The sequence below is a fragment of the Methylobacterium endophyticum genome, assembly GCF_050591105.1.
Classification (GTDB): Bacteria; Pseudomonadota; Alphaproteobacteria; order Rhizobiales; family Beijerinckiaceae; genus Methylobacterium.
The window spans coordinates 1-20,948 of record NZ_JBNHES010000032.1 but is presented as its reverse complement, the minus strand read 5'-3'; the positions used below and the strand labels follow the sequence as shown (position 1 = coordinate 20,948).

The 20,948-nt window shown below is 65.1% G+C and carries 23 protein-coding genes and 1 pseudogene; 8 read left to right on the top strand and 16 right to left on the bottom strand.

Going from position 1 to position 20,948, the window contains the following annotated elements; all coding sequences use genetic code 11:
• Window positions 1–87: 87 nt before the first annotated feature.
• The 4 genes and pseudogenes from ACP56T_RS21355 to ACP56T_RS21340 all read right to left on the bottom strand — a co-directional run bounded on the left by ACP56T_RS21355 (window position 88) and on the right by ACP56T_RS21340 (window position 3,177).
• Window positions 88–1,148 (bottom strand): annotated as a pseudogene (locus ACP56T_RS21355) (IS3 family transposase).
• A gap of 486 nt (window positions 1,149–1,634) precedes the next feature.
• Window positions 1,635–2,159, bottom strand: coding sequence for a hypothetical protein (locus tag ACP56T_RS21350; protein ID WP_059410302.1), 525 nt, complete (start codon window positions 2,157–2,159; stop codon window positions 1,635–1,637).
• Between the two features lie 80 nt (window positions 2,160–2,239).
• Window positions 2,240–2,509 carry a hypothetical protein gene (locus ACP56T_RS21345; RefSeq protein WP_143739342.1) on the bottom strand — a complete coding sequence of 90 codons (270 nt, stop codon included), beginning with the start codon at window positions 2,507–2,509 and terminating at the stop codon, window positions 2,240–2,242.
• Complete coding sequence (locus tag ACP56T_RS21340) at window positions 2,509–3,177, bottom strand: PspA/IM30 family protein (RefSeq protein WP_059410301.1); 669 nt, start codon at window positions 3,175–3,177, stop codon at window positions 2,509–2,511. The genes ACP56T_RS21345 and ACP56T_RS21340 overlap by 1 nt, the downstream gene beginning before the upstream one ends.
• Window positions 3,178–3,324: 147 nt before the next feature.
• Between ACP56T_RS21340 and ACP56T_RS21335 the strand changes: the two genes are divergently transcribed.
• Both ACP56T_RS21335 and ACP56T_RS21330 read left to right on the top strand, forming a co-directional pair.
• Window positions 3,325–3,894 carry a LemA family protein gene (locus tag ACP56T_RS21335; protein ID WP_059410300.1) on the top strand — a complete coding sequence of 190 codons (570 nt, stop codon included), beginning with the start codon at window positions 3,325–3,327 and terminating at the stop codon, window positions 3,892–3,894.
• Window positions 3,895–3,912: 18 nt separating this feature from the next.
• Window positions 3,913–5,373, top strand: a complete 1,461-nt coding sequence (locus tag ACP56T_RS21330; RefSeq protein ID WP_059410299.1) for a M48 family metalloprotease — start codon at window positions 3,913–3,915, stop codon at window positions 5,371–5,373.
• 650 nt (window positions 5,374–6,023) lie between these two features.
• Here ACP56T_RS21330 and ACP56T_RS21325 read toward each other — a convergent pair.
• The 8 genes from ACP56T_RS21325 to ACP56T_RS21290 form a co-directional block, all read right to left on the bottom strand.
• Window positions 6,024–7,217 carry an IS91 family transposase gene (locus tag ACP56T_RS21325; protein WP_043388075.1) on the bottom strand — a complete coding sequence of 398 codons (1,194 nt, stop codon included), beginning with the start codon at window positions 7,215–7,217 and terminating at the stop codon, window positions 6,024–6,026.
• A 4-nt stretch (window positions 7,218–7,221) separates the two neighbouring features.
• On the bottom strand, window positions 7,222–8,127 hold the full coding sequence (locus tag ACP56T_RS21320) for a tyrosine-type recombinase/integrase (RefSeq protein ID WP_043388074.1): 906 nt from the start codon (window positions 8,125–8,127) through the stop codon (window positions 7,222–7,224).
• A 629-nt stretch (window positions 8,128–8,756) separates the two neighbouring features.
• Complete coding sequence (locus tag ACP56T_RS21315) at window positions 8,757–9,410, bottom strand: NrsF family protein (RefSeq protein ID WP_043388073.1); 654 nt, start codon at window positions 9,408–9,410, stop codon at window positions 8,757–8,759.
• Window positions 9,410–9,829, bottom strand: a complete 420-nt coding sequence (locus ACP56T_RS21310; protein WP_238232137.1) for a sigma-70 family RNA polymerase sigma factor — start codon at window positions 9,827–9,829, stop codon at window positions 9,410–9,412. Before ACP56T_RS21310 ends, ACP56T_RS21315 begins: the two co-directional genes overlap by 1 nt.
• 11 nt (window positions 9,830–9,840) lie before the next feature.
• Window positions 9,841–9,966, bottom strand: coding sequence for a hypothetical protein (locus ACP56T_RS21305; RefSeq protein ID WP_278305567.1), 126 nt, complete (start codon window positions 9,964–9,966; stop codon window positions 9,841–9,843).
• Between the two features lie 146 nt (window positions 9,967–10,112).
• Window positions 10,113–10,793 (bottom strand): DUF1223 domain-containing protein, encoded by a 681-nt coding sequence (locus ACP56T_RS21300; RefSeq protein WP_043388072.1) that lies wholly within the window; start codon window positions 10,791–10,793, stop codon window positions 10,113–10,115.
• Between the two features lie 276 nt (window positions 10,794–11,069).
• On the bottom strand, window positions 11,070–11,747 hold the full coding sequence (locus tag ACP56T_RS21295) for a glutathione S-transferase family protein (RefSeq protein ID WP_043388071.1): 678 nt from the start codon (window positions 11,745–11,747) through the stop codon (window positions 11,070–11,072).
• Between the two features lie 262 nt (window positions 11,748–12,009).
• On the bottom strand, window positions 12,010–12,291 hold the full coding sequence (locus ACP56T_RS21290) for a hypothetical protein (protein ID WP_430914060.1): 282 nt from the start codon (window positions 12,289–12,291) through the stop codon (window positions 12,010–12,012).
• Between ACP56T_RS21290 and ACP56T_RS21285 the strand changes: the two genes are divergently transcribed.
• The 3 genes from ACP56T_RS21285 (at window position 12,290) to ACP56T_RS21275 (ending at window position 13,416) form a co-directional block, all read left to right on the top strand.
• The gene (locus ACP56T_RS21285; protein WP_043388070.1) at window positions 12,290–12,547 is read left to right on the top strand and encodes a hypothetical protein; all 258 of its coding nucleotides are present in this window, start codon (window positions 12,290–12,292) and stop codon (window positions 12,545–12,547) included. The genes ACP56T_RS21290 and ACP56T_RS21285 overlap by 2 nt on opposite strands.
• Window positions 12,548–12,799: 252 nt before the next feature.
• The gene (locus tag ACP56T_RS21280) at window positions 12,800–13,024 is read left to right on the top strand and encodes a nucleotidyltransferase family protein (RefSeq protein ID WP_051976313.1); all 225 of its coding nucleotides are present in this window, start codon (window positions 12,800–12,802) and stop codon (window positions 13,022–13,024) included.
• Complete coding sequence (locus tag ACP56T_RS21275; protein ID WP_430914059.1) at window positions 13,024–13,416, top strand: HepT-like ribonuclease domain-containing protein; 393 nt, start codon at window positions 13,024–13,026, stop codon at window positions 13,414–13,416. Before ACP56T_RS21280 ends, ACP56T_RS21275 begins: the two co-directional genes overlap by 1 nt.
• A gap of 187 nt (window positions 13,417–13,603) precedes the next feature.
• Here ACP56T_RS21275 and ACP56T_RS21270 read toward each other — a convergent pair whose 3' ends face one another.
• Window positions 13,604–14,746, bottom strand: coding sequence for a patatin-like phospholipase family protein (locus ACP56T_RS21270; RefSeq protein ID WP_179240058.1), 1,143 nt, complete (start codon window positions 14,744–14,746; stop codon window positions 13,604–13,606).
• 342 nt (window positions 14,747–15,088) lie between these two features.
• Between ACP56T_RS21270 and ACP56T_RS21265 the strand changes: the two genes are divergently transcribed.
• Complete coding sequence (locus ACP56T_RS21265) at window positions 15,089–15,370, top strand: hypothetical protein (protein ID WP_143739327.1); 282 nt, start codon at window positions 15,089–15,091, stop codon at window positions 15,368–15,370.
• 1 nt (window position 15,371) lies between these two features.
• On the opposite strand, the gene ACP56T_RS21260 is transcribed toward ACP56T_RS21265, so the two are convergent.
• Window positions 15,372–16,589 (bottom strand): DUF3095 domain-containing protein, encoded by a 1,218-nt coding sequence (locus tag ACP56T_RS21260; protein ID WP_059410225.1) that lies wholly within the window; start codon window positions 16,587–16,589, stop codon window positions 15,372–15,374.
• A gap of 564 nt (window positions 16,590–17,153) precedes the next feature.
• Between ACP56T_RS21260 and ACP56T_RS21255 the strand changes: the two genes are divergently transcribed.
• Window positions 17,154–17,375 (top strand): hypothetical protein, encoded by a 222-nt coding sequence (locus ACP56T_RS21255; RefSeq protein WP_179696861.1) that lies wholly within the window; start codon window positions 17,154–17,156, stop codon window positions 17,373–17,375.
• A gap of 236 nt (window positions 17,376–17,611) precedes the next feature.
• On the opposite strand, the gene tnpA is transcribed toward ACP56T_RS21255, so the two are convergent.
• On the bottom strand, window positions 17,612–18,019 hold the full coding sequence (gene tnpA / locus ACP56T_RS21250) for an IS200/IS605 family transposase (RefSeq protein ID WP_059410226.1): 408 nt from the start codon (window positions 18,017–18,019) through the stop codon (window positions 17,612–17,614).
• A gap of 16 nt (window positions 18,020–18,035) precedes the next feature.
• Between tnpA and ACP56T_RS21245 the strand changes: the two genes are divergently transcribed.
• On the top strand, window positions 18,036–19,136 hold the full coding sequence (locus ACP56T_RS21245; protein ID WP_179696862.1) for an RNA-guided endonuclease InsQ/TnpB family protein: 1,101 nt from the start codon (window positions 18,036–18,038) through the stop codon (window positions 19,134–19,136).
• Between the two features lie 570 nt (window positions 19,137–19,706).
• Here ACP56T_RS21245 and ACP56T_RS21240 read toward each other — a convergent pair.
• A protein-coding gene (locus ACP56T_RS21240; RefSeq protein ID WP_179696863.1) for an IS5 family transposase occupies window positions 19,707–20,461 on the bottom strand; the annotation gives its coding sequence in 2 pieces (ribosomal slippage) (window positions 19,707–20,137 and window positions 20,137–20,461; 756 coding nt in all).
• Window positions 20,462–20,948: the final 487 nt, after the last annotated feature.

Here is a 20,948-nt window from a genome sequence, read left to right as displayed (position 1 = left end):
TGCACCGGAGGCCGTCATTTGGCCAACGGAACCGAGCAGCTCAGCGCCGCTCGCACAACCCGCCATCGTCACGCGACCGACGATGCACTAACTTCGAACCTGGGCCACCGAATGGGGGCAGGCCAAGCCCTCGATCATGATCTGCGCCTCCTTGAGCGTGTAAAAAATCTCGCCATTCAGCAGCTCGTTGCGTATCTGTGCGTTGAAGCTCTCGACATATCCGTTCTCCCACGGCGAACCAGGGGTGATGTAGGCCGTCCTTGCGCCAACGGCCGCAATCCAGGACTGCACCGACTTGGCGATGAACTCCGGACCATTGTCTGACCGAATGTGCGCCGGCACGCCGCGCAGGATGAACAGGTCGGACAGCACATCGATCACGTCGGCCGCCTTGAGCTTGCGATCCACTCGGATGGCCAGGCACTCGCGGCTGAACTCGTCGAGGACGTTGAGCATCCGGAACTTGCGCCCGTCGTGGGTGCGCGTCTCGACGAAGTCGTAGGACCAGACGTGATTGCGGTGCTCCGGGCGCAGCCGGATACAGGAACCATCCCCGTCCCACAGCCGTGCGCGCTTGGGCTGGCGGGCCGGGACCTTCAGCCCCTCCTGCCGCCATAGGCGCTCGACCCGCTTGTCGTTGACCAGCCAGCCGTCCGCCCGCAGTAGGGCGGCGACCTTCCGATAGCCGTAGCGCCCGTAGCTACGGGCAAATTCGATCAGCTCGGCGACGAGCGCCGCCTCGTCATCTTTGCCCCGCGGCGCCTTGCGCTGTGTCGAGCGATGCTGCCCGAGTGCCTTGCAGGCCCGACGCTCGGAGACCTTCAGCACGGTCCGGACATGCTCGATGCAGGCGCGTCGGCGCGCGGGGCTGGTCAGTTTCCCCGGGCGGCTTCCTGCAGGATCAGCTTGTCCAGGGTGAGATCGGCGATGGCTTTTCTGAGCCGCTGGTTCTCCGTCTCCAGATCCTTCATCCGCCGGACCTGATCCGACTTCAGGCCGCCGTACTCACGCCGCCAGCGGTAGTAGGTCACCTCACTCACGCCGATCGCGCGGATCGCCTCCGCCACGCTCTGGCCTTGCCCGACCAGCACGTCCGCCTGCCGCAGCTTGGCGACGATCTCCTCAGGCTTGGGTCGCTTCCTCGACATCGATCCGTCCTCCAGGCTCAAAGCCATACCAAAGGGCGGACCACTTCATTGGGGGCGGATCAGTGTGAGGTCGAGACGGAAGACGTGGGCATTCTGGATCGCGTCCGTGAGACCTTCGGGGACGTGCGGATCGGCCCTTAAGGATCCGCTGCCGACCCAAACCGGTCACCCAGGCTCGTGCTTCATCCGGCTAAAAGCGGACTTCGGAATCTATGGCCGCGGATGACTGCGATTGCTCGAATGCAGAATAGCAGATTTCGAGCGATCAGGTGGCGGGAGCATCCTTCGTGGTGCGTCAATGTTAGATCGACTCAGGCCTTACGCTCTGCAATTTTATGGGCCGACCAACCAGTAGGATCCCTATAGCGACCCACTTCAGCACGACGAGTCGTGGCTGACTCCACCTTCAAACCGTCGGATCTACGGTTCGGACCCAAGAGGCTTCACCCGAGCCTGCTCTCCTCAGCTTGTCGCAGGGGCTTGCAATCACGTTAGCTTGGCACGTCCGTCCTGCCTTCGGCCAAAGGCTCGGACGCCAGTGGCCAGCGCAGGCTCCTCAACCTTCAGGTCGGCTACAGGAGGCTTGCTTGTCCGCGAGATTGAAAAGCCGGATCGGATGATCGTCAGCAGGAAGGCGGTCAGCATCAACACAAAAGCGCCAAACGAGATGATCCGCTGCTGCATGTGCTCTATCCCGAGCGTGGTCCCGATCCGACTAGGATCCATGGTCGCGCGCAGCAGGCGTGCACGTTCACCGGACCAACTGCCAAACACGAGATAGTTGAGCGTCCCGCCGACGCGGCTTGGATCACGTCGAGCAACGTACTCGATGTGGCACGTCGACACGAGATAGTACCAGCGCGTGCATTTCGACTCCTTGATCGCCAGGTCGTCGACCAGTACCCAGCGTCCGCCGACTTGCAGATCGCTCGCGAGCTGTGGTCCTGCGTACACCAGAGGACCTACGAGCGTGAACGTTAGGGCGGCAAGGAACAGGAGGGTCCGAACCATCTGTCTGCCTCCGATAGCTGTGCGATGCGTGCAGCTGTGGTGCGTAAGCGGGACTTAAACATTTCAGCGAGGACGGGACGTTAGCCCCGCGCTTTAGCGAACAACCGTTTGCCGGACCAAGCCATGAAGGCTGCCATGGCGCCGACGCCGAGCAACGTCGGCAGGCTGCCAGCGAGGAGGCCGCCGGCTAGCGCCGCGAAGCCCCAAAGCAGGGCAAAACTCCAGCAGATCAGGCCGCGCATATAGTACGTGCCAGCTCTGGCCGCCGCAGCACCGGCGACGGCCGCGGATCGTGCCCCGGTGACGACTGCGCTCTCGCGTCCCCAGACTTCGGTCGGCTTGCGGATCATCAGGCTGCCCGCCCTGCCTTGAGCGCAGCCAGCCGCTGGGCGACGGCCGCGCTCTTCTGCAATGCGTCGATCTCCGCAACCCGGTGGATCGTCCCTGCTTCAGCCGGTGTGAAGCCGACGCCGCCCACACCCTTCATGGCGCGCTCGAACGCCTTCTCCGCAACGTCGAGCCGCTGACCGGGCGTGTGTTCACGACGCATGGAACCGGAGCCATTCCCCGCCTCGCCTTTGGAGACCTCGAAGGCGGCAAGCGCTTCCTCCATCTGCCCCTTGCGCGCCACCAGTGCCGCGAGGCCGGCCTCCAGTTCTGCCTCCTCAACCCGAACCTGCGCCTGCACATCATCGAGCGCCCTGGCTTGGGTCTCAAAGTCGATCTGCCGGGACAGGGCCGCCTCGGCGAGATCCTCTCGGCCCTCATCGACGGCGAAGGCGGCTTTACCACCCAGATCCTCGATGCGTTTCGCGAGCAGCTGTTGCTGGCGCGCTGCCTGCAGCCGACGCACCGTGATGCTTTCGAGTTCCGCCTTCGCCTGATCGATGGCCCGCTCCGCTTCACGGACGGCTTCGCGCATCACAGCCGGGCCACCTGCGGCTTCCAGCCTGTCGATCGCGTCCTCGACAGAGGCCGATAAAATCCGCGATATCCGTGAAAAGATGGATTCAGACATGGCTCACCTCAACAGCATCCATGAAGCAGGATCGCCTGTCGCCCATTGAATTTAAATTAATACCGAACAGTAATTATCGGTGAGATAAACAGTTTCTATACCCGGCGCCTCTATCCTGGCACGTGTGTTGGGGAGAGGCTTGCCCTTATGATTGATACCAGTCTCGTCCTGCTGGCCATCGCGCTGGCCGCCGCTCCGTTCTACATCGTCGTAGCGACACGGAACCGGCTCGTGGCGCTTGATCAGCGTTGCGAGACGGCTTTCGCCGACATCGATGCGCACCTCAAGCACCGGCAGAACCTGATCCCCGGGCTGGTCGAGACGGTCAGAGGCTATGCCAAGCACGAGCACGATGTCCTGCTCAGCGTCATCCAGGCCCGCACCGCCGCCCTCGCGGCGATCCAGCCCGAGGCACGCCTTGAGGCTGAGAAGAACCTAACACAGACCATCAATGCCCTGATCGGGGCGGCCGAGCGCTATCCCGAGTTGAAGGCATCGAGCCACTTCACGGCGCTGCGCGACGAGTTTGTCGCCGCCGAGAACCGCATCACGGCGTCGCGCCGCTTCTACAACCTCTCTGTCGGCGAGTATGGGGCGACGCTGCGTCAGTTCCCCGGCAGCCTCATCGCGCGGCTCTGGAAGATGCAGCTGCGCAAGCCATTCGACCTTGGCATCGAGCGCGTCCTCATCGACGAACCTGTCGCCTTCAAGTTCTGACTTGCCTGCGAGATCCATATGCTGCGCGTCAACGGCCTGTTCGGCTGGATCGCCGCGAATGACCGGCGTTCGCTGGTCCTGTTCGCCGGCTTTCTCGCCGCTTTCCATGTTGGAGCCGTACTAGCGCTCTACTTGCCGCTTGCCGCCCTCGATCCAGAGCATGCGCCGGTCTTCACCTGGGTCGGCTACGCGAGCCGCTACCTGGTTCTGGTGACGCTCGCCGGCATCATCCTGTTCGTTGCGCTACTGCTCTGGCACGTTCACGCAGTGCGCAGGGTCATGGCGTTCACGTTCGTCGACGAGCAGGACGAGCCGCGCCTGTGCCGCATCGTCGAACCGCTGGCGCTCAGTATGGGATTGCCGGTACCTTATGTCGGCGTGATCCGTTCAAGTGCGCTGAATGCGTTCGCCTGCGGCATCCGACGCAAGGACGCGGTCGTCGTGGTGACCCGTGGGCTCATCGATGGTCTCGACGACGACGAACTGGCGGGAGTGGTCGCGCACGAACTCGCGCACATCCGCAATGGCGACATCCGCCTGATGGCGGCCGCCAACGTGTGCCTGCGCCTGCTCGATCTGTTGATTACGCCGCGGATGAAGGAAACCACTCCGCTTAAGGAACTCGTGGGTCTCCCGATCCTGACGTTGTGGTTTCCGCCGATCCTCGTGTTCGTGCTGATCGTCAGCTTCGTCGCCCAGTCGGCGCTGAAGGCGGGCCGGCTCGTTCGGCTTCTGATCTCCTCATCCCGGGAGTTTATCGCCGACGCAGTCGCCGTGGAGGCTACGCAAAACCCGGCCGCCCTCATCTCGGCCTTGCGGAAGGTGCACGGCCACAGCGCGATTGCTGGGCTTCCGTCCGGTCAAGACGCGATGATGATCGACGGCGCGGCCGAGGGCGGACTGGCGACACACCCGAGGATGGATGAGCGCGTGAATGCGATCATCGCGATGACCGGGTCGATGGCACTCATTGCACCTGCGCGGCGCGACACGCGCCCGGATGCACTGCGCCGACCGGCCGACCATCTGTGCGACGCATTTGTCAGCCCCGGCCGGCGCGAGGCGTTCCGAGCGATGAGCGCCCTCCGTCGCGTTGCCACCGACGACACAAGGAATTGGCTCGGCCTGACCCGCAACATGAGCTACGGCGTCATCTTGGCGGTGGCAGCAATCCTGTGTTGCAACGCCAAGCGCCTCGACCGCCCAGCCGTATTGATCGAGATCTTCGATCCGCAGCCCTTCAACGTGTTCCTCGCGGCTGCAGCCAAGGGTATGGCCTGCAATATTGGGGCGATCGCCTCAATGGCTAACGTTCCACATCTGGCTCGAAAGTGCGATCCGAAAGAGTTGAGCGCGTTCCTCTCCGTACAAAGCGAGCATGCTGGGCCGTTTGGCGCGATGTTGACTATGATGGCCGACGCACCGGATGGCACCTTTGCATCGACTAAGATCATTCGGAACAAAGAAGTTGGTCGTTAACTCATCCAGCACGGTCGAGCGCACGACCAGCCAAACAGCACGATCTGTTTGCAGGTCCGGTTTGGTTGCGTCGGTCCTCGTAAGCGGACAGGCAGGAAACCACCCGGAGCGGTCATTCAGCTGTTTCGACCGTTATGTACAAAAAACGAACGTTTTCCCGACGATCACTGACCACGCATGCTCGGTCGACCAAAACGATTGCAACCGCGTCGGAGAACCGTGTCGGCTATTCAAACGTCGGCAAAACGCGCGTCACAGACGCCTGTAGCAAGAATGCTGCGATGTCCGGTTTAGCGCCTCGCGGTGCCGAAATCAGCCAGTCGGCTTTCGTGAAGAGTTTCGGGCGCCGGCAGGCGTACGAAAGTCTCCGAGGAACGAACCCGCGGAGACCGAGGCAGTCGGCTATGGGGATTGAGCGATCCGGCCTGATGGCGCGGGCGAGCGCGATGGCCGGCGAGGGGCTCGGCGGAGATGGCGGGGTGATCCGCCGGGACAGGCCGACGGCCAGCACGGGGTGGTCGGAGCGATGGCCGGCGGGTCTCGGTCTGGATCGGGCGGCCGGAAGTGCGGGTCGAGGCGGTCGGGGCGCAACGCTCCTCCGGCCGCGGCTCGAAGGCCGGCGGCATGATGGTGGCTGACGACGTGCCGGGTCACGGTGCTCTCATCCCGGTCAGGGCGGACGCGGTCGGCGGACCGCGCGGTTGCAGGAAGCGGCCGAAGGTCTCGACGACCGTCATGCGGCCGCCGCAGCACCGGCAGGGTGAGCGCCAGTCGGGCGGCGCCGTGGGCTCGGGCGGGATGACCGGCGGCGGGACGGCGAGCAGCGCTCGGATACGGGTGAGGTTGGCCCGGCGGCCGGCGCTGGCGAGCAGACCGTAGTGGCGGATGCGGTGGAAGCCCTTGGGTAGGACGTGCAGCAGGAAGCGCCGGATAAACTCGTGCGGGCCCAGCGTCAGGGTGCCGTAGCGCTCAGGCCCGTCGCGACGGTAGTCCTTGATGCGGAAGGTGACGCCGGCCTCATCGAAGCTCATCAGCCGGCTGTTCGAGATCGCCACACGGTGGGTGTAGCGCGACAGGTAGGCCAGCACCGCCGCGGGACCGGCGAACGGGGCTTTGGCGTAGACGACCCAGCGCTTCGTCCGGGCCGGGGACAGATGGCGCAGGAAGGCGCGGCGCTCGGCCAGGGGCGCTAGGCCGCCAAAGAAGACGAGCCGTCCGGCCGCGTGCAGCGCGCTCAGCCCGACCAGGAACAGGCGGCGGAACAGCTTGCCCAGCACCCGCACCGGCAGGAGGAAGGCCGGCCGCGACGACACCCACCGTGCACCATCAGGCGAGAGGCCGCCGCCGGGCACGATCATGTGGACGTGGGGATGATGCGTCAGCGCCGAGCCCCAGGTGTGCAGCACGGCGGTCAGGCCGATGCGGGCGCCGAGGTGCCTGGGATCGGCAGCGATGGTCAGCATCGTCTCCGACGCCGCGCGGAACAGCAGGTCGTAGACGGCGGCCTTGTTCTGGAGGGCGATGTCGGCGACCTGCGTCGGCAGGGTGAACACGACGTGGAAGTAGCCCACCGGCAGCAGGTCGGCCTCGCGCTCGGCCAGCCATGTGCGGGCCGCCGCCCCTTGGCATTTGGGGCAGTGCCGGTTGCGGCAGGAGTTGTAGGCGATCCGCCGGTGGCCGCAGTCGCCGCAGCCCTCGACGTGGCCGCCGAGCGCGGCGGTGCGGCAGTGCTCGATCGCCGCCATGACCTTGAGCTGCCGCAGGCTCAGGTGGCCGGCCTGGGCCGCCCGGTAGGCCGGCCCAGCAGCGCGGAAGACGTCGGCGACCTCGATCGCGGCGCGCACCGTCTCAGCCGGGCGCGATCTCTCCCGTCTTGAACAGACCCAGCTTGTCCAGCGGACTGGTCACGGTGCGTACCGTGCGGGTGGCGACCTTGGTGTAGAACGCCGTGTTCTCCAGCTTGGCGTGCCCGAGCAAGACCTGGATCACCCGGATGTCGATGCCGTCCTCCAAGAGGTGGGTGGCGAAGCTGTGGCGCAGGGTGTGCGGGCCGACCCGCTTGGCGATATCGGCCGCCCGGGCCGCCTCGACCACGATGCGGTGGAGGTGGCGGGTGCTGATCGGCTTCATCGGATGCTGGCCCGGGAACAGCCAGCCGTCACGCTGCATGACGCCCTGCTGGCGTCCGACCTTCCACCACTGGCGCAGCAGGGTGAGCAGGTCCGCCGGGAGCAGCGCGTTGCGGTATCGTCCGCCCTTGCCGCGCTCGACCCGGATGAGCATGCGCGCGCTGTCGATGTCGATGACTTTGAGCGCTGCGACCTCGGCCACGCGCAGGCCGGCGCCGTAGGCCACCGACAGAGCAGCCTGATGCTTGAGGCAGGTGGTGGCGTCGAGCAGCCGGGTGACCTCGTCGCGGCTGAGCACCACCGGCAGCGTGAGCGGATAGGCGAGCCGGACGAGCCGCCGCGCGAGGTCGGGCCGGTCGAGGGTGTGGGTGAAGAAGAAGCGCAATGCCGAGACGATGGCGTTGAGGGTCGGCACCGGCACGCCGGCCTCGCGCTGCTCGACCTGGAAGCGGCGCAGGTCCTCCGCGGTGGTCGTGTCGGGCCGGCGCCCGAGGAAGGTGGCGAGGCGGCCGACGTCGCGGATGTAGTTGCGCTGGGTCTCGTGCGAGAACCGGCGCAGGCTCATGTCATCGATCAGGCGCTGGCGCAGGGGGCTGACCGCGCTGGCGGGGAGAAGATCGTGCATCGTGGGGCTCCTCGGATGAAGGAGCCGCGATGCTCGGCCCGCCTCCGACGGGCCTCAAACGATACGCGACGGTCCCGACCCTACCGCGCCCTCACCACACGCACCCTCCCGCGCAGCGGGTTCGTTCTTCGGCCAGACGACGTCATGCCGGATCGCCATCGCGCGCAGAATCGGACATTCGGCTTGGCGCCCATCCGAGTGCACTGACGCGGAGGTAGGATTCACGCATGGGGTGAGGCGTGCGAGTCCTCGCCAGAGCTCAGACGGTATGCGTGCTCCTTAATCCGACCTGATCCGCCCCCACTGGAGTGGTCCGCCCTGAGGTATGGCCTGCGGGCCAGGGTCACGGAAGCCAACGCCCAGATACTTAAGCCAAGCAAATAGACTCTGATGCAGTGACCCTCGAACGCCTCGACGCTGGCCGGGTCGTAGACGGCCGCAAGACGGTCGCGCTTGTCCGGCGCGGGCTAGTGGCCTCGGGCGCAAAGAAACCCGCTCACGCATTCGGGGCCGGAACTCGATGATCAGACGGGTCTGGGCGCGCGCCGACAAACTTCGCGCGCCCAGGCCGACACACTACCCGCTCCTGCCGACAAACTTCCTGCGCTCGCACATCAGGCCTCGCAGCATCAGCCTCGTCCTGCGAGCAGGGGACCGGCCAGGATCCTGTTGAGTCCGATCACGCCGAGCAGGACGGCGGCGTGCAAGGCGAGATCCGTCGCGGTGGCGTCGTAGGAGTGGAACGGCATCAGCATCGTCGCGGCGACCGCGGCGACGGCCAGGCCCCCCAACGCCGCCGTCAGGTTCGGCCGAAGCGGGCAGGCCCGGCGCACCATGACGACCATCAGCGCCGAAAGCGGCACAGACACACAGACCAGGACACCGAGGCACATCGTCATGTCGTGGGGCCCGGAGATGCCGGTGCCGGGAACAATCCGAACGTACAGGCAGCCCAGGCCGCTCGCGCCGATCCACAGGACGACGGCGGGCAGCGGCAGCAGCGCCCAAGCGCCGGAGCGTCCCGGCACGGCGGTGGCGAAGGCGGCGAGGGATGCAGTCACCGCCGTCGACATGGCCCCGAGCGCGGCGAGCATCAGGTTCGGTGCGCGCATCCGGATCAGAAAATCGCCCGCATCCATCCGTGTTGCTAGGATCAGTCCGACGAGCATCGCCCCCCCGAACCAGAACACGGCACGAACGCACGGCGCAGGCAGCGGCCGCACGGGTTTCAATCCTTCAGCGAGGTCCGCGACAAGCTTGTCGTGAGGGCTGAGCGTGACCATCACTCCTTCTCCTGGATCAGGCTGGCGCGCAGAGCCTCGATGGCTCGGTGCAGGTTGACCTTCAGCGCTCCCTTGCTGCGGCCGATGAGTCGCGCGGTGTCGTCCAGCGACAACTCGCGCAGGCCGAGATTCTCGATCGCCTGACGTTGGCACTCCGCCAGGGCGGCGACTGCGCGAGCCAGTGCCATGCTTCGCCCGCCCGCCCCCGGCGCCGTGCCGGTAGCGGGGCCGGGATCGACCTCGGCGCAATAGGCCAGGGGATCGTGGACCTCCTGCGGACCGCGGCCCGCCCGCCTCAATCGGTCGATCCCCCGGCGTCGGGCAATCGCGTGCAGCCACGGCAGGAAGGGTCGGCGGGGGTCATAGCCCGCTCTCGCCCGATGCACCGTCATGAGCGCGTCCTGCACGACATCGTCCACTGCCTCGCCCCTCACCCCCTGCGCCGGGCAATGCCCGCCACCACCGTCAGGCATGCCTTCGGGAGAATCCGGTAGGCCGCCGCGTCGCCGGCTTGCGCTGCCGCCAGCAAGCGGGCGAGATCCTCTTCGAGCGCCATCCGACTCCCGCCGATTTTTGCCCCGGCCCGCCTACGCTCTCATCGACAGCAGAGGTAATGACGAGGAGCGATGCGAAAAGCTCTCCGTCAGGTGGAGAAACGGCGGGGATCACCGGGCGACGGCCGGTTCGAGTGTCGCCGTCCGACTAAAGGCGTGCGGCGCCGAGGATGGTCCCGTCAGGTGCTTGGACCAGCACCGCCGCGGTCTCGCCTGCCGGTAGGGGAGTGCTGAGCGTCATCGCGGCACCCGACCATCGGCCGATCTCGCGCAGCGAACGCACGATGTTGGCCTGCTCGATCGTGCGACCGGCATTCTCGCCCCGCGCAACCCGCGTCGTGTGACTCGGGTCGAACCCGACCAGCACGACCGATCCGGAACCGCTCGCGGCTCCGAGTTTCACCGCCAAGCCGCCGCCATCCCGCACCAGGAAGACGGGGACCGATCGCCAAGCGCGTGCGCGTGCGACGGCGGCGCGCAACGCCGCCTCGTCGGAGCCGAGAACGTCCAGGTGACCATCGACGACGGCCTGAGGCGTATAGCTCGGACCACGCAACCGCGCCGCGTAGGCGCTCTGACGCGCCGTCGCGGCCGGCAGGGAATAGGCGTCACGCCAATCCAGGTGGTTCCAGTAGGTCACGTGGAACGCGAGCGGCAGCACGTCCGCACCCTCGTGAGCAAGCCGACCGAGCAGCGCCTCGGCGGGCGGACACGACGAGCAACTCTGCGAAGTGAACAGCTCGACGACCACCGGGCGCTCAGCCGCGCCGGCAGGCCCCAAGACGGACGACAGGAGCACGGGGGCGAGAAGGGTTGCGGCGTATCGCATTGTCGAGGCTCCGAGTTGCGAGCGATGCATGGAAGCTTCTCATCCGTTCGCCGCGCCCTGGGTCGCGGTTACTCGCCTTCGTAGCCGTAAAGTATGAAAATGATGCCGCGTCGTTGTACTCCGTGTCATCGATGAAGTGTTGATTTGATGCGTCTGGCCTCTGATGCTCCGGGTCGGACAGGAAGAGCCGTCACTCGGCATGATGAAGTGAGCGGCATTTTCTGTTCGACCGACGTGGCACCGTCCAGCTATGACGACGGTGCCTAACTCTTCATTTCACCCTTCGGCGATGTGCTTGAACATGTGAGCGCGCGCCTCATCGTCCATCTCGGCTTTGAAACTGAAGCGGTCCTTCAACCCGAGCGCTCTCTGCGCAGCCGGACGCGCGGCGATCTCGTCGTGAAGTCGCTTCACGTTCGGCAGCTTGTCCCAAGCATCCTCGCCGAGCACGAACGGCAGCATCCGTGCCCAACCCCAAACGCCCATGTCGACGATGGTGTAGGTGTCGCCGACCATGTACCGGCGACCTGCCAAGTGGCTTTCCAACACGCCGTAGTGGCGGCGTGCCTCGTAGGCATAGCGCTCACGGGCATACGGCACCGGCTCCGGCGCGAAGTGCCGGAAATGCACGGCCTGCCCTGAAAACGGACCGATCCCGGTGGCCACGAACATCAGCCACGACAGAAGCGGTCCCCGCTCGGTTGCACCGGCGGGTAGAAAGCGGCCGGCCTTCTCGGCGAGGTAGAGCAGGATCGCGTTGCTGTCGAAGACCGTGACCTCGCCGTCGACGATGGCGGGCACCTTTCCATTCGGGTTCACGGCGAGGAAGGCAGGCTCGAACTGCTGGCCGCGGCGGGTATCCACCGGCACGGGTTCATAGTCCAGACCGAGCTCCTCCAGCAGGAGCGCGACCTTGCTCGGATTCGGAGACAGGTTGAAGTAGAACTTGAGCATCACGTGCCTCGGGCAGCGAGGGCCTGAGCGTGTGCAATCCGGTTGGATCGGGGCAGCGCAGGCAGTCACCAGGTTGTGCCAGACCTCTCGCGGAAGCGAAAGCATCGGGTTTGGGCCGCACGCGGCACGGGTGGCCGTTCCTTCGGAATCATCCTTAAGATCGCCAGCGCTCGAAGCAAGCTCCCGTCACAGGCGTGGATGCTGATACTTCAGACTGTTTGCCCGGTCCGTCGCCCTACAGACAGCTGCAACGAGGTTCGGCCTACAGCCATCCCGCGTCCCCGCCGGGCACCAGCACCGCATGATTTATGGCAGGCCCGGATTGATCCGTCGACAGGCTCATGTGCGCGGCCACACGCGGATCCATCGCTCCGCCGGCACTCATGGACATGGCGCGATCGTCGCGCCGCGGAGACCTCCGATGCCCAACCCACTCTACGCACTCGCCCCGGTGATCGGCACCCTGGCCGCCTTCTTCGGCCTGATGATCGTCGCCTACGCCTGAACATCCTCTGCCAAGCACCGTGTCGAGGAACACCGCCATGATCCGCTCCGCCCTTGCTGTCATCGCCCTTTTCACCATCGCCACCCTCCCGGTTCGAGCCGCGCCGATCGACGCGCCGAGAGTCGTCGCAACCGCTGCACTGCCGAAGGCGCAGCTTCGCCACGTGACTATGAACGGAACCACGAAGCCGGCCGGCCTTACCCTCGACGGGCGCAGCGGGACCACGCCGGACCTCGACCGCAAGAGCGGCGAGCTCCACCGGCTCATCGTGACCTCGATCTGTACCGGCTGCTGACGGCCCGCACCGCGACGCCTCCCGTGTGAAGGGAACCTGAGTTTGGCATGCCCTACTGGTAAGCGGCCGAATTCATTGATCGACTCGATACGCTCACGTTCTTCTACGTCTGAATGTGGGTGCTTTGACCTTAAGACGGCTCGTCGAAGATCATTTGGCTTCCGGGGACCGGCAGCGCCCACTAATCCTCGTGGAAGTGATCTCCGCTCTCCGCGCGCGGAAGCGGCCCTCGACGCCCGGGGCATCACCAGGATGTCCATTTTCGGCTCTACGGCCCGCGGCGAGAACCGGACCGATAGCGACATCGACAACCTGATCGAAGTATCATCGGATACCTGCATGTCGCTCACGGGCTTCGTAAGACTAAAAAGCGACCTAGCCGAGATCCTAGGTCATCCGGTCTATCTGGCGGAATGGCTAAATCTGTATCCTCGCTTCGCAGCGTCGGCGGAACGCGATGCCGTGGCGGTGTTCTGATGCCGCGCGACCTCGAACTGCTTCTCGAAGACCTTCCGGACGCGGCACGTGGCGCTGTGCGGTACGCCTCAAATCCGACCCAGGATGGCTTCGAGCTGATGCCGACGACCGATTGGGATAGGTACCGCGCCCTCAAGGAGGCTGTGACCGAGCTGAGAGAGGTCGTGAAGAAGTCACTTGAGGATTTGAATATTAGACACGGCGAAATCGATGGGGCGGGCATGGCCAGTATCAGGAACATCTTCACGCATCAATACTTCCGGGTCGACATGGCGCGGCTTTGGCTTGCGGCCGTCTGGGAGTTTCCCGACCTAATCATTGTTTTTGATCAGGAAAAGCTTGCCACATCCAATCCTAGCCTTGCAACTAGCGGCTCGACATACGGAGTATGATAGCTCTGACGTTTGAAAGACGGTCCTCGCAAAGGGCGCCTTCCAATCGGACAGACATGCACACGAAAGCTCGAGCGAGAGGCGCGTCACGGTTGAGGCGACCAGTCGTTGCGATGCGCCTTCCGATCGGATTTGCGCCTGCGCGTCGTTCGTCATTCGTTCCACAAATTCTCCTCTCACAGGCGCCTCATCGGGTGACCGCAGCCTGATCTGCCTCAGCCTCATGCAGTACGAAGCCTTCAAGAGGGTCGACCTCTCGTCTCCACGGCGCCTCAGCGAGCACACGCCGCGCGTGCAGGTAACCGGCCTCCTCACGCGCTCGTATCCCGTTCGGGCTGAAATCGATGTCGCGCATATGGTCTTCTGCCTCAAGCCGCGGTGCGAGTAGCCGCACCACGTGCATGCGGGTCAGGCAGCCATACGCCGTCAGTGCCTTGATCTCCGGCTCGGCCGCGACCTCTGCGGGAAGCCGGCGGGCGAGTTCCGCAATGACGTGGCGGAGCCGGTGCGTCTGCTTCTGACGGGCGATGTGGCTGTGAGCGCGGCTGGCGTATTGGAGATCCTTCTGACGGTTGACCACCTCCCAGATGGTCCGAGGTTCAGGGCCGGACGGGTTCCACATATGCACGACGAAGATGATCCCATCGCGCCGCGGGTTGTCATCGAACACCGCTTCAACGGGCGTGTTCGAAAGAATGCCCCCGTCCCAGTACAGATCGTCACCGATACGCACAGGTGGGAAGGACGGTGGCAACGCTCCGGATGCCAAGACATGACGGAGGTCCAGAACTTCATCGCGGCTGTCGAAGTAGCGCATCTGGCCGGTACACACATGCGCAGCGCCGACCGTCAGCCTGCAGCCGCCGCCGTTGAGCTGCTTCAAATCGACGAGGTCAGCAAGCGTCTCACGCAGGGCCGCCATGGTGTAGTAGCCGACCGACTCAGGTGCGAGCGGCCAGTGAGGGTTTGCCAGCGCGAAGGGGTTGGGGGTGAAAAATCCTGCCACCCCCTGCATGATCGTGGACCAATGGACGGTCATTGGACCGAAGCCAGGCCAAGCCGATAGCTGTTCGCGCAGGGCACCGTGCTCGATGCGGCGCCAGAACGTGCGGAGGCGTTCGAGGCGCTGCCCGTGTGAGTTGCCGGCGATCAACACACCGTTGATGGCACCGATGGAGGTGCCGATGACCCAGTCGGGATCGACTCCAGCCTCGTGCAAGGCGCGGTAGACGCCGACTTGATAGGCCCCCAGTGCGCCGCCGCCTTGAAAGACGAGAACGACTTGACCGAGGTCCCGAAGAGTTAGTGCGTCGGGGGCTGGCGCTTGCATTGGATCCGGTGGGTTCAAGTTCTGGTCCTGGGACACGATGCTTCAGCGAGGCAGCGGGCCACCGGCGCGCGAACCGGATCCGTAGCGGGACACAGAGCGGCTCCGCTTCACCACAGGTGATGCCTCACGCGGTCCAGTCGAGGGCCGTCGATTGTTGAGCGTACCGCCGGCATGGCTGCCAGAACCGAGCCGCCTCGGGTCGGGAGTAGCAACCGGCTTCTGGCGACCGCCGGTCGCGCTGATTCGATCCCGAGCCGGTCCGCCCGTTTGCTGGCCGCTGCCGGTGTTTTGGGCGAGGGCAGGCCCCGAAAGGCAAAGAGCGAGCCCGACGATGAGGACACGATGCATAGAGATCTCCGCATTTCGGTGCTTGCCGTTTCCCTTCCACTCCGTTCGCTTGGTCAAGCCACCCTGTTACGCGTCCTTTTTGGTCCATCATCGCGCGAACGCCAGAATGAGCCCGATGCGGACGGCTGGGATCAAGCTCTCCTGCCCGACACCGCCGTGACAGGCGCACTGCGCATCGCCGTGAAGGTTCATGAGGCGGACGCGATGTTCGCGGTCCTGTCGACAGACCTCGGCGCCGGCGCGATCACGCTGCGAAGGCGATCCACACCTGAATAGGTCAAGGCCGGCGAGGACTGGGATGTTCGCTTTGTTCATCCTCAACCCGTTTCAGTTGGAGGGCAGCGCGGGCATAGCCGCCGGAAGCGCCATCCACGAAGTGGAGGTGATCGGCACTGAGCGGCGACGGACTGATGCAGGTCACAATCGCCGAATCCTGTTTATGAAGGCCGTAGCGCACGAGGCCGGCTCGCATCGCCGCCGCCAGTTGCGTTTCGATCGCGTCGACGGTCGCGGACGGGCAGGCCACGGTGAGGCGCAGGCCGTCGTCGTACTTGCGGAAATCTGCGTTGGCCGCGAGTTCGCGACCGTAGGCGCGCGGCGAGAAAGGTCCGACCGGTAGTCCTGAGCGGAACAAAGCGAAAGACCAGCAGCGTTTCGTGAAGAGCAGGGCACTACGGAGAGCGAGCGAGCCCGCCAATGGGCCGGCGGCGCGCGCCTCTGTGCCGAGTCCGGCCCACGGCGGCCGCATGCGCGGGCCCTGTTCCGGGAGAGGCCGTCCCATGGCCGGGCTCGCTTCGACGGCTTCGATCAGGTCGGAGAGGACGGTGTGCAGACTTGTCCGGTCGACGTTCGGGCATGGCACGACGATGAGCGATAGGACGATGCCCTCGGAAGCCGGGACGGGCGCGAAGCGGCAGGACAGGCCAGTCAGGTCGGGCCTTGCCCCCCTGGGTGCAGGCGGAACCGAATACAGGCCCCGTTTCATCGCCGCCTCCGCCCAGGCGAGACCGCCGCCGGAGAACATCGCATAATCGACCTGTACGGAAGCACGGTATCGAGCTACGCGCAGGTCGCGCCCAGCCGCGCGCACGGCAGAGATTGGGATCAGCGCCGCACGCAGGTCGAGGTTGAGAGCCTCTCCGACCCAGGTCACCGTCTGGGAGAGTACCGCCTCCACGGTCCCACGATCCTCCGGCCGAACGAGCAGGCTCGCACCATCGCCGCCGAACACGAAAGGCACGTCGACGCCCGGCAGCGCGTTGCGCACCGCCGTGATCGCCGCAGCGCCGGCGAAGTTGACGGCGCGGTAACGCCCCTGCTCGATCGCAGCCGTCGAGCGGACCACATCCGACAATGCTACGAACCAGTCGTCGGGAATCGGCACGTAGCGCGCCTCGTCGAGCACGTCGGCGAAGCGGTCGATGTAAGCAACCCCTTCGTAGCGGAACGGGAGTGAACCGGATGCGATAGCGTCACCCTGTTGGTAGAATGTCATGGCTAGATCGGAGCTTTCGGCCGGTGACCGGCAGTGTCGTCGCACCAACGGACAGGAAAGTCATGGAGTGTCCCTCGGTGCGATGACGTTGAAGCGCGGGATGGTAGGCCGATCCATCGCGAAGGCGGTTTGCATCGCCCTCGTCTCCAATGGCTGACTGCGAAATCGTGTTCCCAAGCGATCCCTGGATTCGACGAGGAGACCATGGCTGGACCAGCGGCTGCGGGGCATAGGATCGGGCCGAACATGCGAGCTGCCATTGAAGCCCTTTCCATGACCACCGCTTTACGAACGACCTCTGAGTCGCGTGTAATTACTCGGCTTTCGTCGACCGCAGCGATCTTGTTACCTGAAGCGTGCGCAATGCCTCGGCTTCTACGCCGGGATGAACGCGACCCAGCCCGCGCTGCCGAACGGAGCGCGAATCTTTGGACTGCCCCGATGGCGTTCGCGGACGGCCACAGAAATCGGATCTATCCCACTCCCGACCAGGTGGACCTGCTCCGCAAACCCCAACTGCGTTCGCGTGGAGTGCAACCGTGCGCGTCGTGAACGCGAGGAGGCTTGGCGCGAGCATCGCAAGCACATCCCTTCAAGATCTCGTCTCGTCGCCGGCTGGCACTTGTGCGCAGCCGCACGCGGATCCACCAATCCACCGGCACTCAGGATCATGGCGCGATCGTCCCGCCGCGGAGAACCACGATGTTCGATCCTCTGCTGACCCTTCCCCTCATCGTCGGCCTGCTCGCGGCCTTCTCTGGCGTGCTGGTCGTCGCCTCCATCTGAACACCCCCTGCTTCGAACCACATGAGAACCGGAGCCATGATCGGCATACCGCCATACGAAGAGGCTTTCCGCCGGAGACGAAGCTTGCCCTGACGCCTCCCGGAATCTTCGCCATGTCGAGTTGCTTCATCGTCCACGGCGTTTCAACACAGGTGCAGTCTTGGCTTAGCGGAACGCGCGCTAATCCCTTTCCCTTCAGGGAGAGGATGTAAGCGCGCCCGCGGCGGCAGCCGCGATCAGCGACCTTGGTTCTCGATGTACTGCTTCAGAATCGAAAGCGGAGCGCCACCGACCGATCCGGCGAAATAGCTCGGCGTCCAGAGGACTCCCCGGCTTTTCTTCACGGACCAGAACGAGGCGATCTCGGGGAATTCCTTCTTCAGCAGGCGACTCGACACGCCTTTCAAGCTGTTGACCAGCTCCGAGAGCCGCACCTTCGGCGGGTAGAACACCAGCAGGTGGACGTGGTCCCGCTCGCCGTTGAACTCGCGCAACTCCACCTCGAAGTCCGCACACACGCTTGCGAAGATCACCTGCAGTCGGTCGAGGTGGGGGCGGGTCAGCACCTTGCCGCGACGCTTGGTCGTGAAAACGAGGTGCGCGTGCAGGGCGAAGACCACGTGCCGCCCGGTGCGAAGCTCCATAGACCAAACCGCCGTTATGCCGTATGCGTCGTCTGTGAGCACAGCGACAGACCAACTGGTTCTGAAAGCCTTCAGCTTCCGCGTCAAGGACGCGACGAGCAGCAAGCGCCTGACCGCGCTCGCCAACGCGGTGAACACCGTCTGGAACTACGTCAACGAGATCAGCGCCCGGTCCGCGGACCGTGGCACGCTTTGGGCGACGAAGAAGCAGTTCCGCGACCTGACCAAGGGCAGCGGCAAGCTGCTCGGCCTCCCGTCCCAGGTCGTCCAGGAAGTCATCGACGAGTACGTCCTCAAGCGGCGCGCCGCCCACCGCCCGAAGCTACGCTGGCGCGCGAGCCGGGGGCCGAAGCGCGCCCTCGGCTGGGTCCCGTTCACGAACCAGGACGTCGCGCTCGACGGGGAGACGGTGCTCCTGCGCGGCCAGCGATTCCGCCTGTGGCAGCATCGCGCCGTCGAGGGTCGGATCAAGTCGGGCAACTTTTCGCAGGACGCACGGGGCCGGTGGTACTGCAACCTCGTGTGCGAGATGCCGCGCTCCCTCGGCAAAGGGCGCGATGAGGTCGGCGTCGATCTCGGGCTCAAGTCCGTGGCGAAGTGCTCGGACGGGCAGGAGCTTGAGCAGGCAAGGTTCTACCGCGACCTCGAACCCAAGCTCGCCGAGGCGCAGCGCAAGGGGCGCAAGCGGCAGGTGAAGTCGATCCACGCCAAGATCGCCAACAGACGCAAGGACACCCTTCACAAGTTTTCGCGGGCGCTGGTGGACCGCGCCCAAAGGATCACGGTCGGCGACGTGTCGGCCTCGGCGATGACGAAGACCCGGATGGCGAAGAGCGTGCTCGACGCCGGATGGTCGATGTTGCGCGGTATGCTCCGTTACAAATGCGATCACGCAGGGGTGGCCTACGCCGAGGTGGACGAAGCCAACACGACCCGGGCCTGCTCGTCCTGCGGCTGCCTCACCGGCCCCCGCGGACTTGCTGGTCTCGGCATCAGGCGGTGGACGTGCGGCGATTGCGGGGCGGAACACGACCGCGACCAGAACGCCGCGCGGAACATCGCCCGTCTCGGATGTGAGACGCCGTGCCCGTCCGGGCACGGAAGCCCCGCCTTTTAAGGCGGGGAGACATCACCTCCAGCTCGTTGCCTTCCCCTGTTCGCCCACTCATAAGGGCGGGCGGCTTGGAATCGCCGCATCAACATTCAAGCGTCCGGACCCATAACGGTAGTGCCGTCCGAGGTGACGTGATTCGAGGCCCCCTGCTGAAGGAGCCGATGGATCACTTTTTGCGGACGGACGAGCAGTTTGCGACGATCGCCCCGCACTGCCCACCGCTGCGCCGCCGGCGGCGAACGTATGGCCCGCCCCGTCCGCAAGTGGCTCTGGATCCGCTGGTCTGAGCAGTCCGCATAAACGTATCCGGCCTTCGGGCGAGCCCTTGGCCAAGATGAAGATCAGCGCGTCCTGCGCCTCATAAGGGGGTCGGCGTCGAACGCCATTGGCCAGCCAAAGGCTTCTAGGGCGTCTCTGCAAACTGTCTCATTCGTGCGAGCGCGTCAGCTTTTTGCTTTCTTCGAGCGTATTTGGCAGCGGCTTCGCTCTGTCTGCCGAGCGCCGAAGGGAGTGAACTCGTAGGTTTCGTGTGCCTGCCCCGAGTTTGCAGAGACGCCCTAGGTCGCGGACTCATTAAGCTCGCAGCCAGACCCGCAGGGCTGCGAGCTTGACGCTGGCTAGGAAGTTGTCGGGATCCTTGTCGTAACGGGTGGCGACGGCCCGGAAGTGCTTGATCTTGCTGAAGAAGCGCTCGACCAAGTTGCGGTACTTGTACAGGAACGGGCTGAACGCCGGTACTCGCTTGCGGTTGGGCATCGGCTTCACGTTCGCCCAGGCGCCCTGCTCCGCCATCCGAGTGCGAAGCGCGTCGCTGTCATAGGCTCGATCCCCCAGCAGGATCTGGCCCGTGCCCAGACCGCCCAGCATGTCGGCCGCCGCGCGCCCATCGTGCGCTTGACCCTCGGTGATCTTGAGCGCCACCGGACGGCCGTCGGCATCTACCAGCGCGTGGATCTTGCTCGTCAGGCCGCCGCGCGAGCGACCCATGCCACCGGATCGGCCGTCTTTTTTTGGGCGCAGGCGGCATGCTGGTGAACCCGCACGCTGGTCGCGTCGATCATCTGCAGGTCGCCGTCGTAAGCCTTTGACACCGCGTCCAAAAGCCGATCCCAGATGCCACGCTTGCGCCAGCGCCGAAAACGGTTGCCGCAGGTCGTGTGTGGGCCGTAGCGCGCCGGGATGTCGGCCCAGGGCGCGCCCGTGCGCAGCCGCCAGAAGATCCCGTTCAGCACCCGCCGATCATCCACGCGCTCCTTGCCGCGCACGTCCGTCGGCAACAGCGGTTCGATCACCGCCCACTCCGCATCCGTCAGATCAAACCGCGCCATCAAGGCCCTCCTGCTCAGAGGGCTAACGACGCCGCGGTTCAACCGTGCCAGCCGTTATGGGTTCGCGACCTAGATGTTTGGTCCCGCTGTGTGGTGGTACAACTGACGCCGCATGGAGGGACGCGCTATGGGACAGGTTCTCCACGGCAGCGCCGCAACGACTGAGTGGACTTGCTCCGGTTTAATGGAGAGCGGTTTGGTGGGTGAAGCCCCTCTCGAACTGGATAGGGCTGGTGTAGCCCAGCGCTGAGCGACGGCGGCGGGGATTGTAGAAGCCATCGATGTAATGGGCCAGCGCGACGGTGGCCTCGTGAGGGTCCCCCGGATTTTGGTCCGGCCGAAAGGTGAGCCTCCGGATCTCATGAGGGTCCCCCGGATTTTGGTCCGGCCGAAAGGTGAGCCTCCGGATCTCATTCGGCGGCCTGCAGGGCCGCCGCCAGGGCGAATTCCTGGGGTGTCAGCCACCCCAGGGCGGTGTGAGGACGGC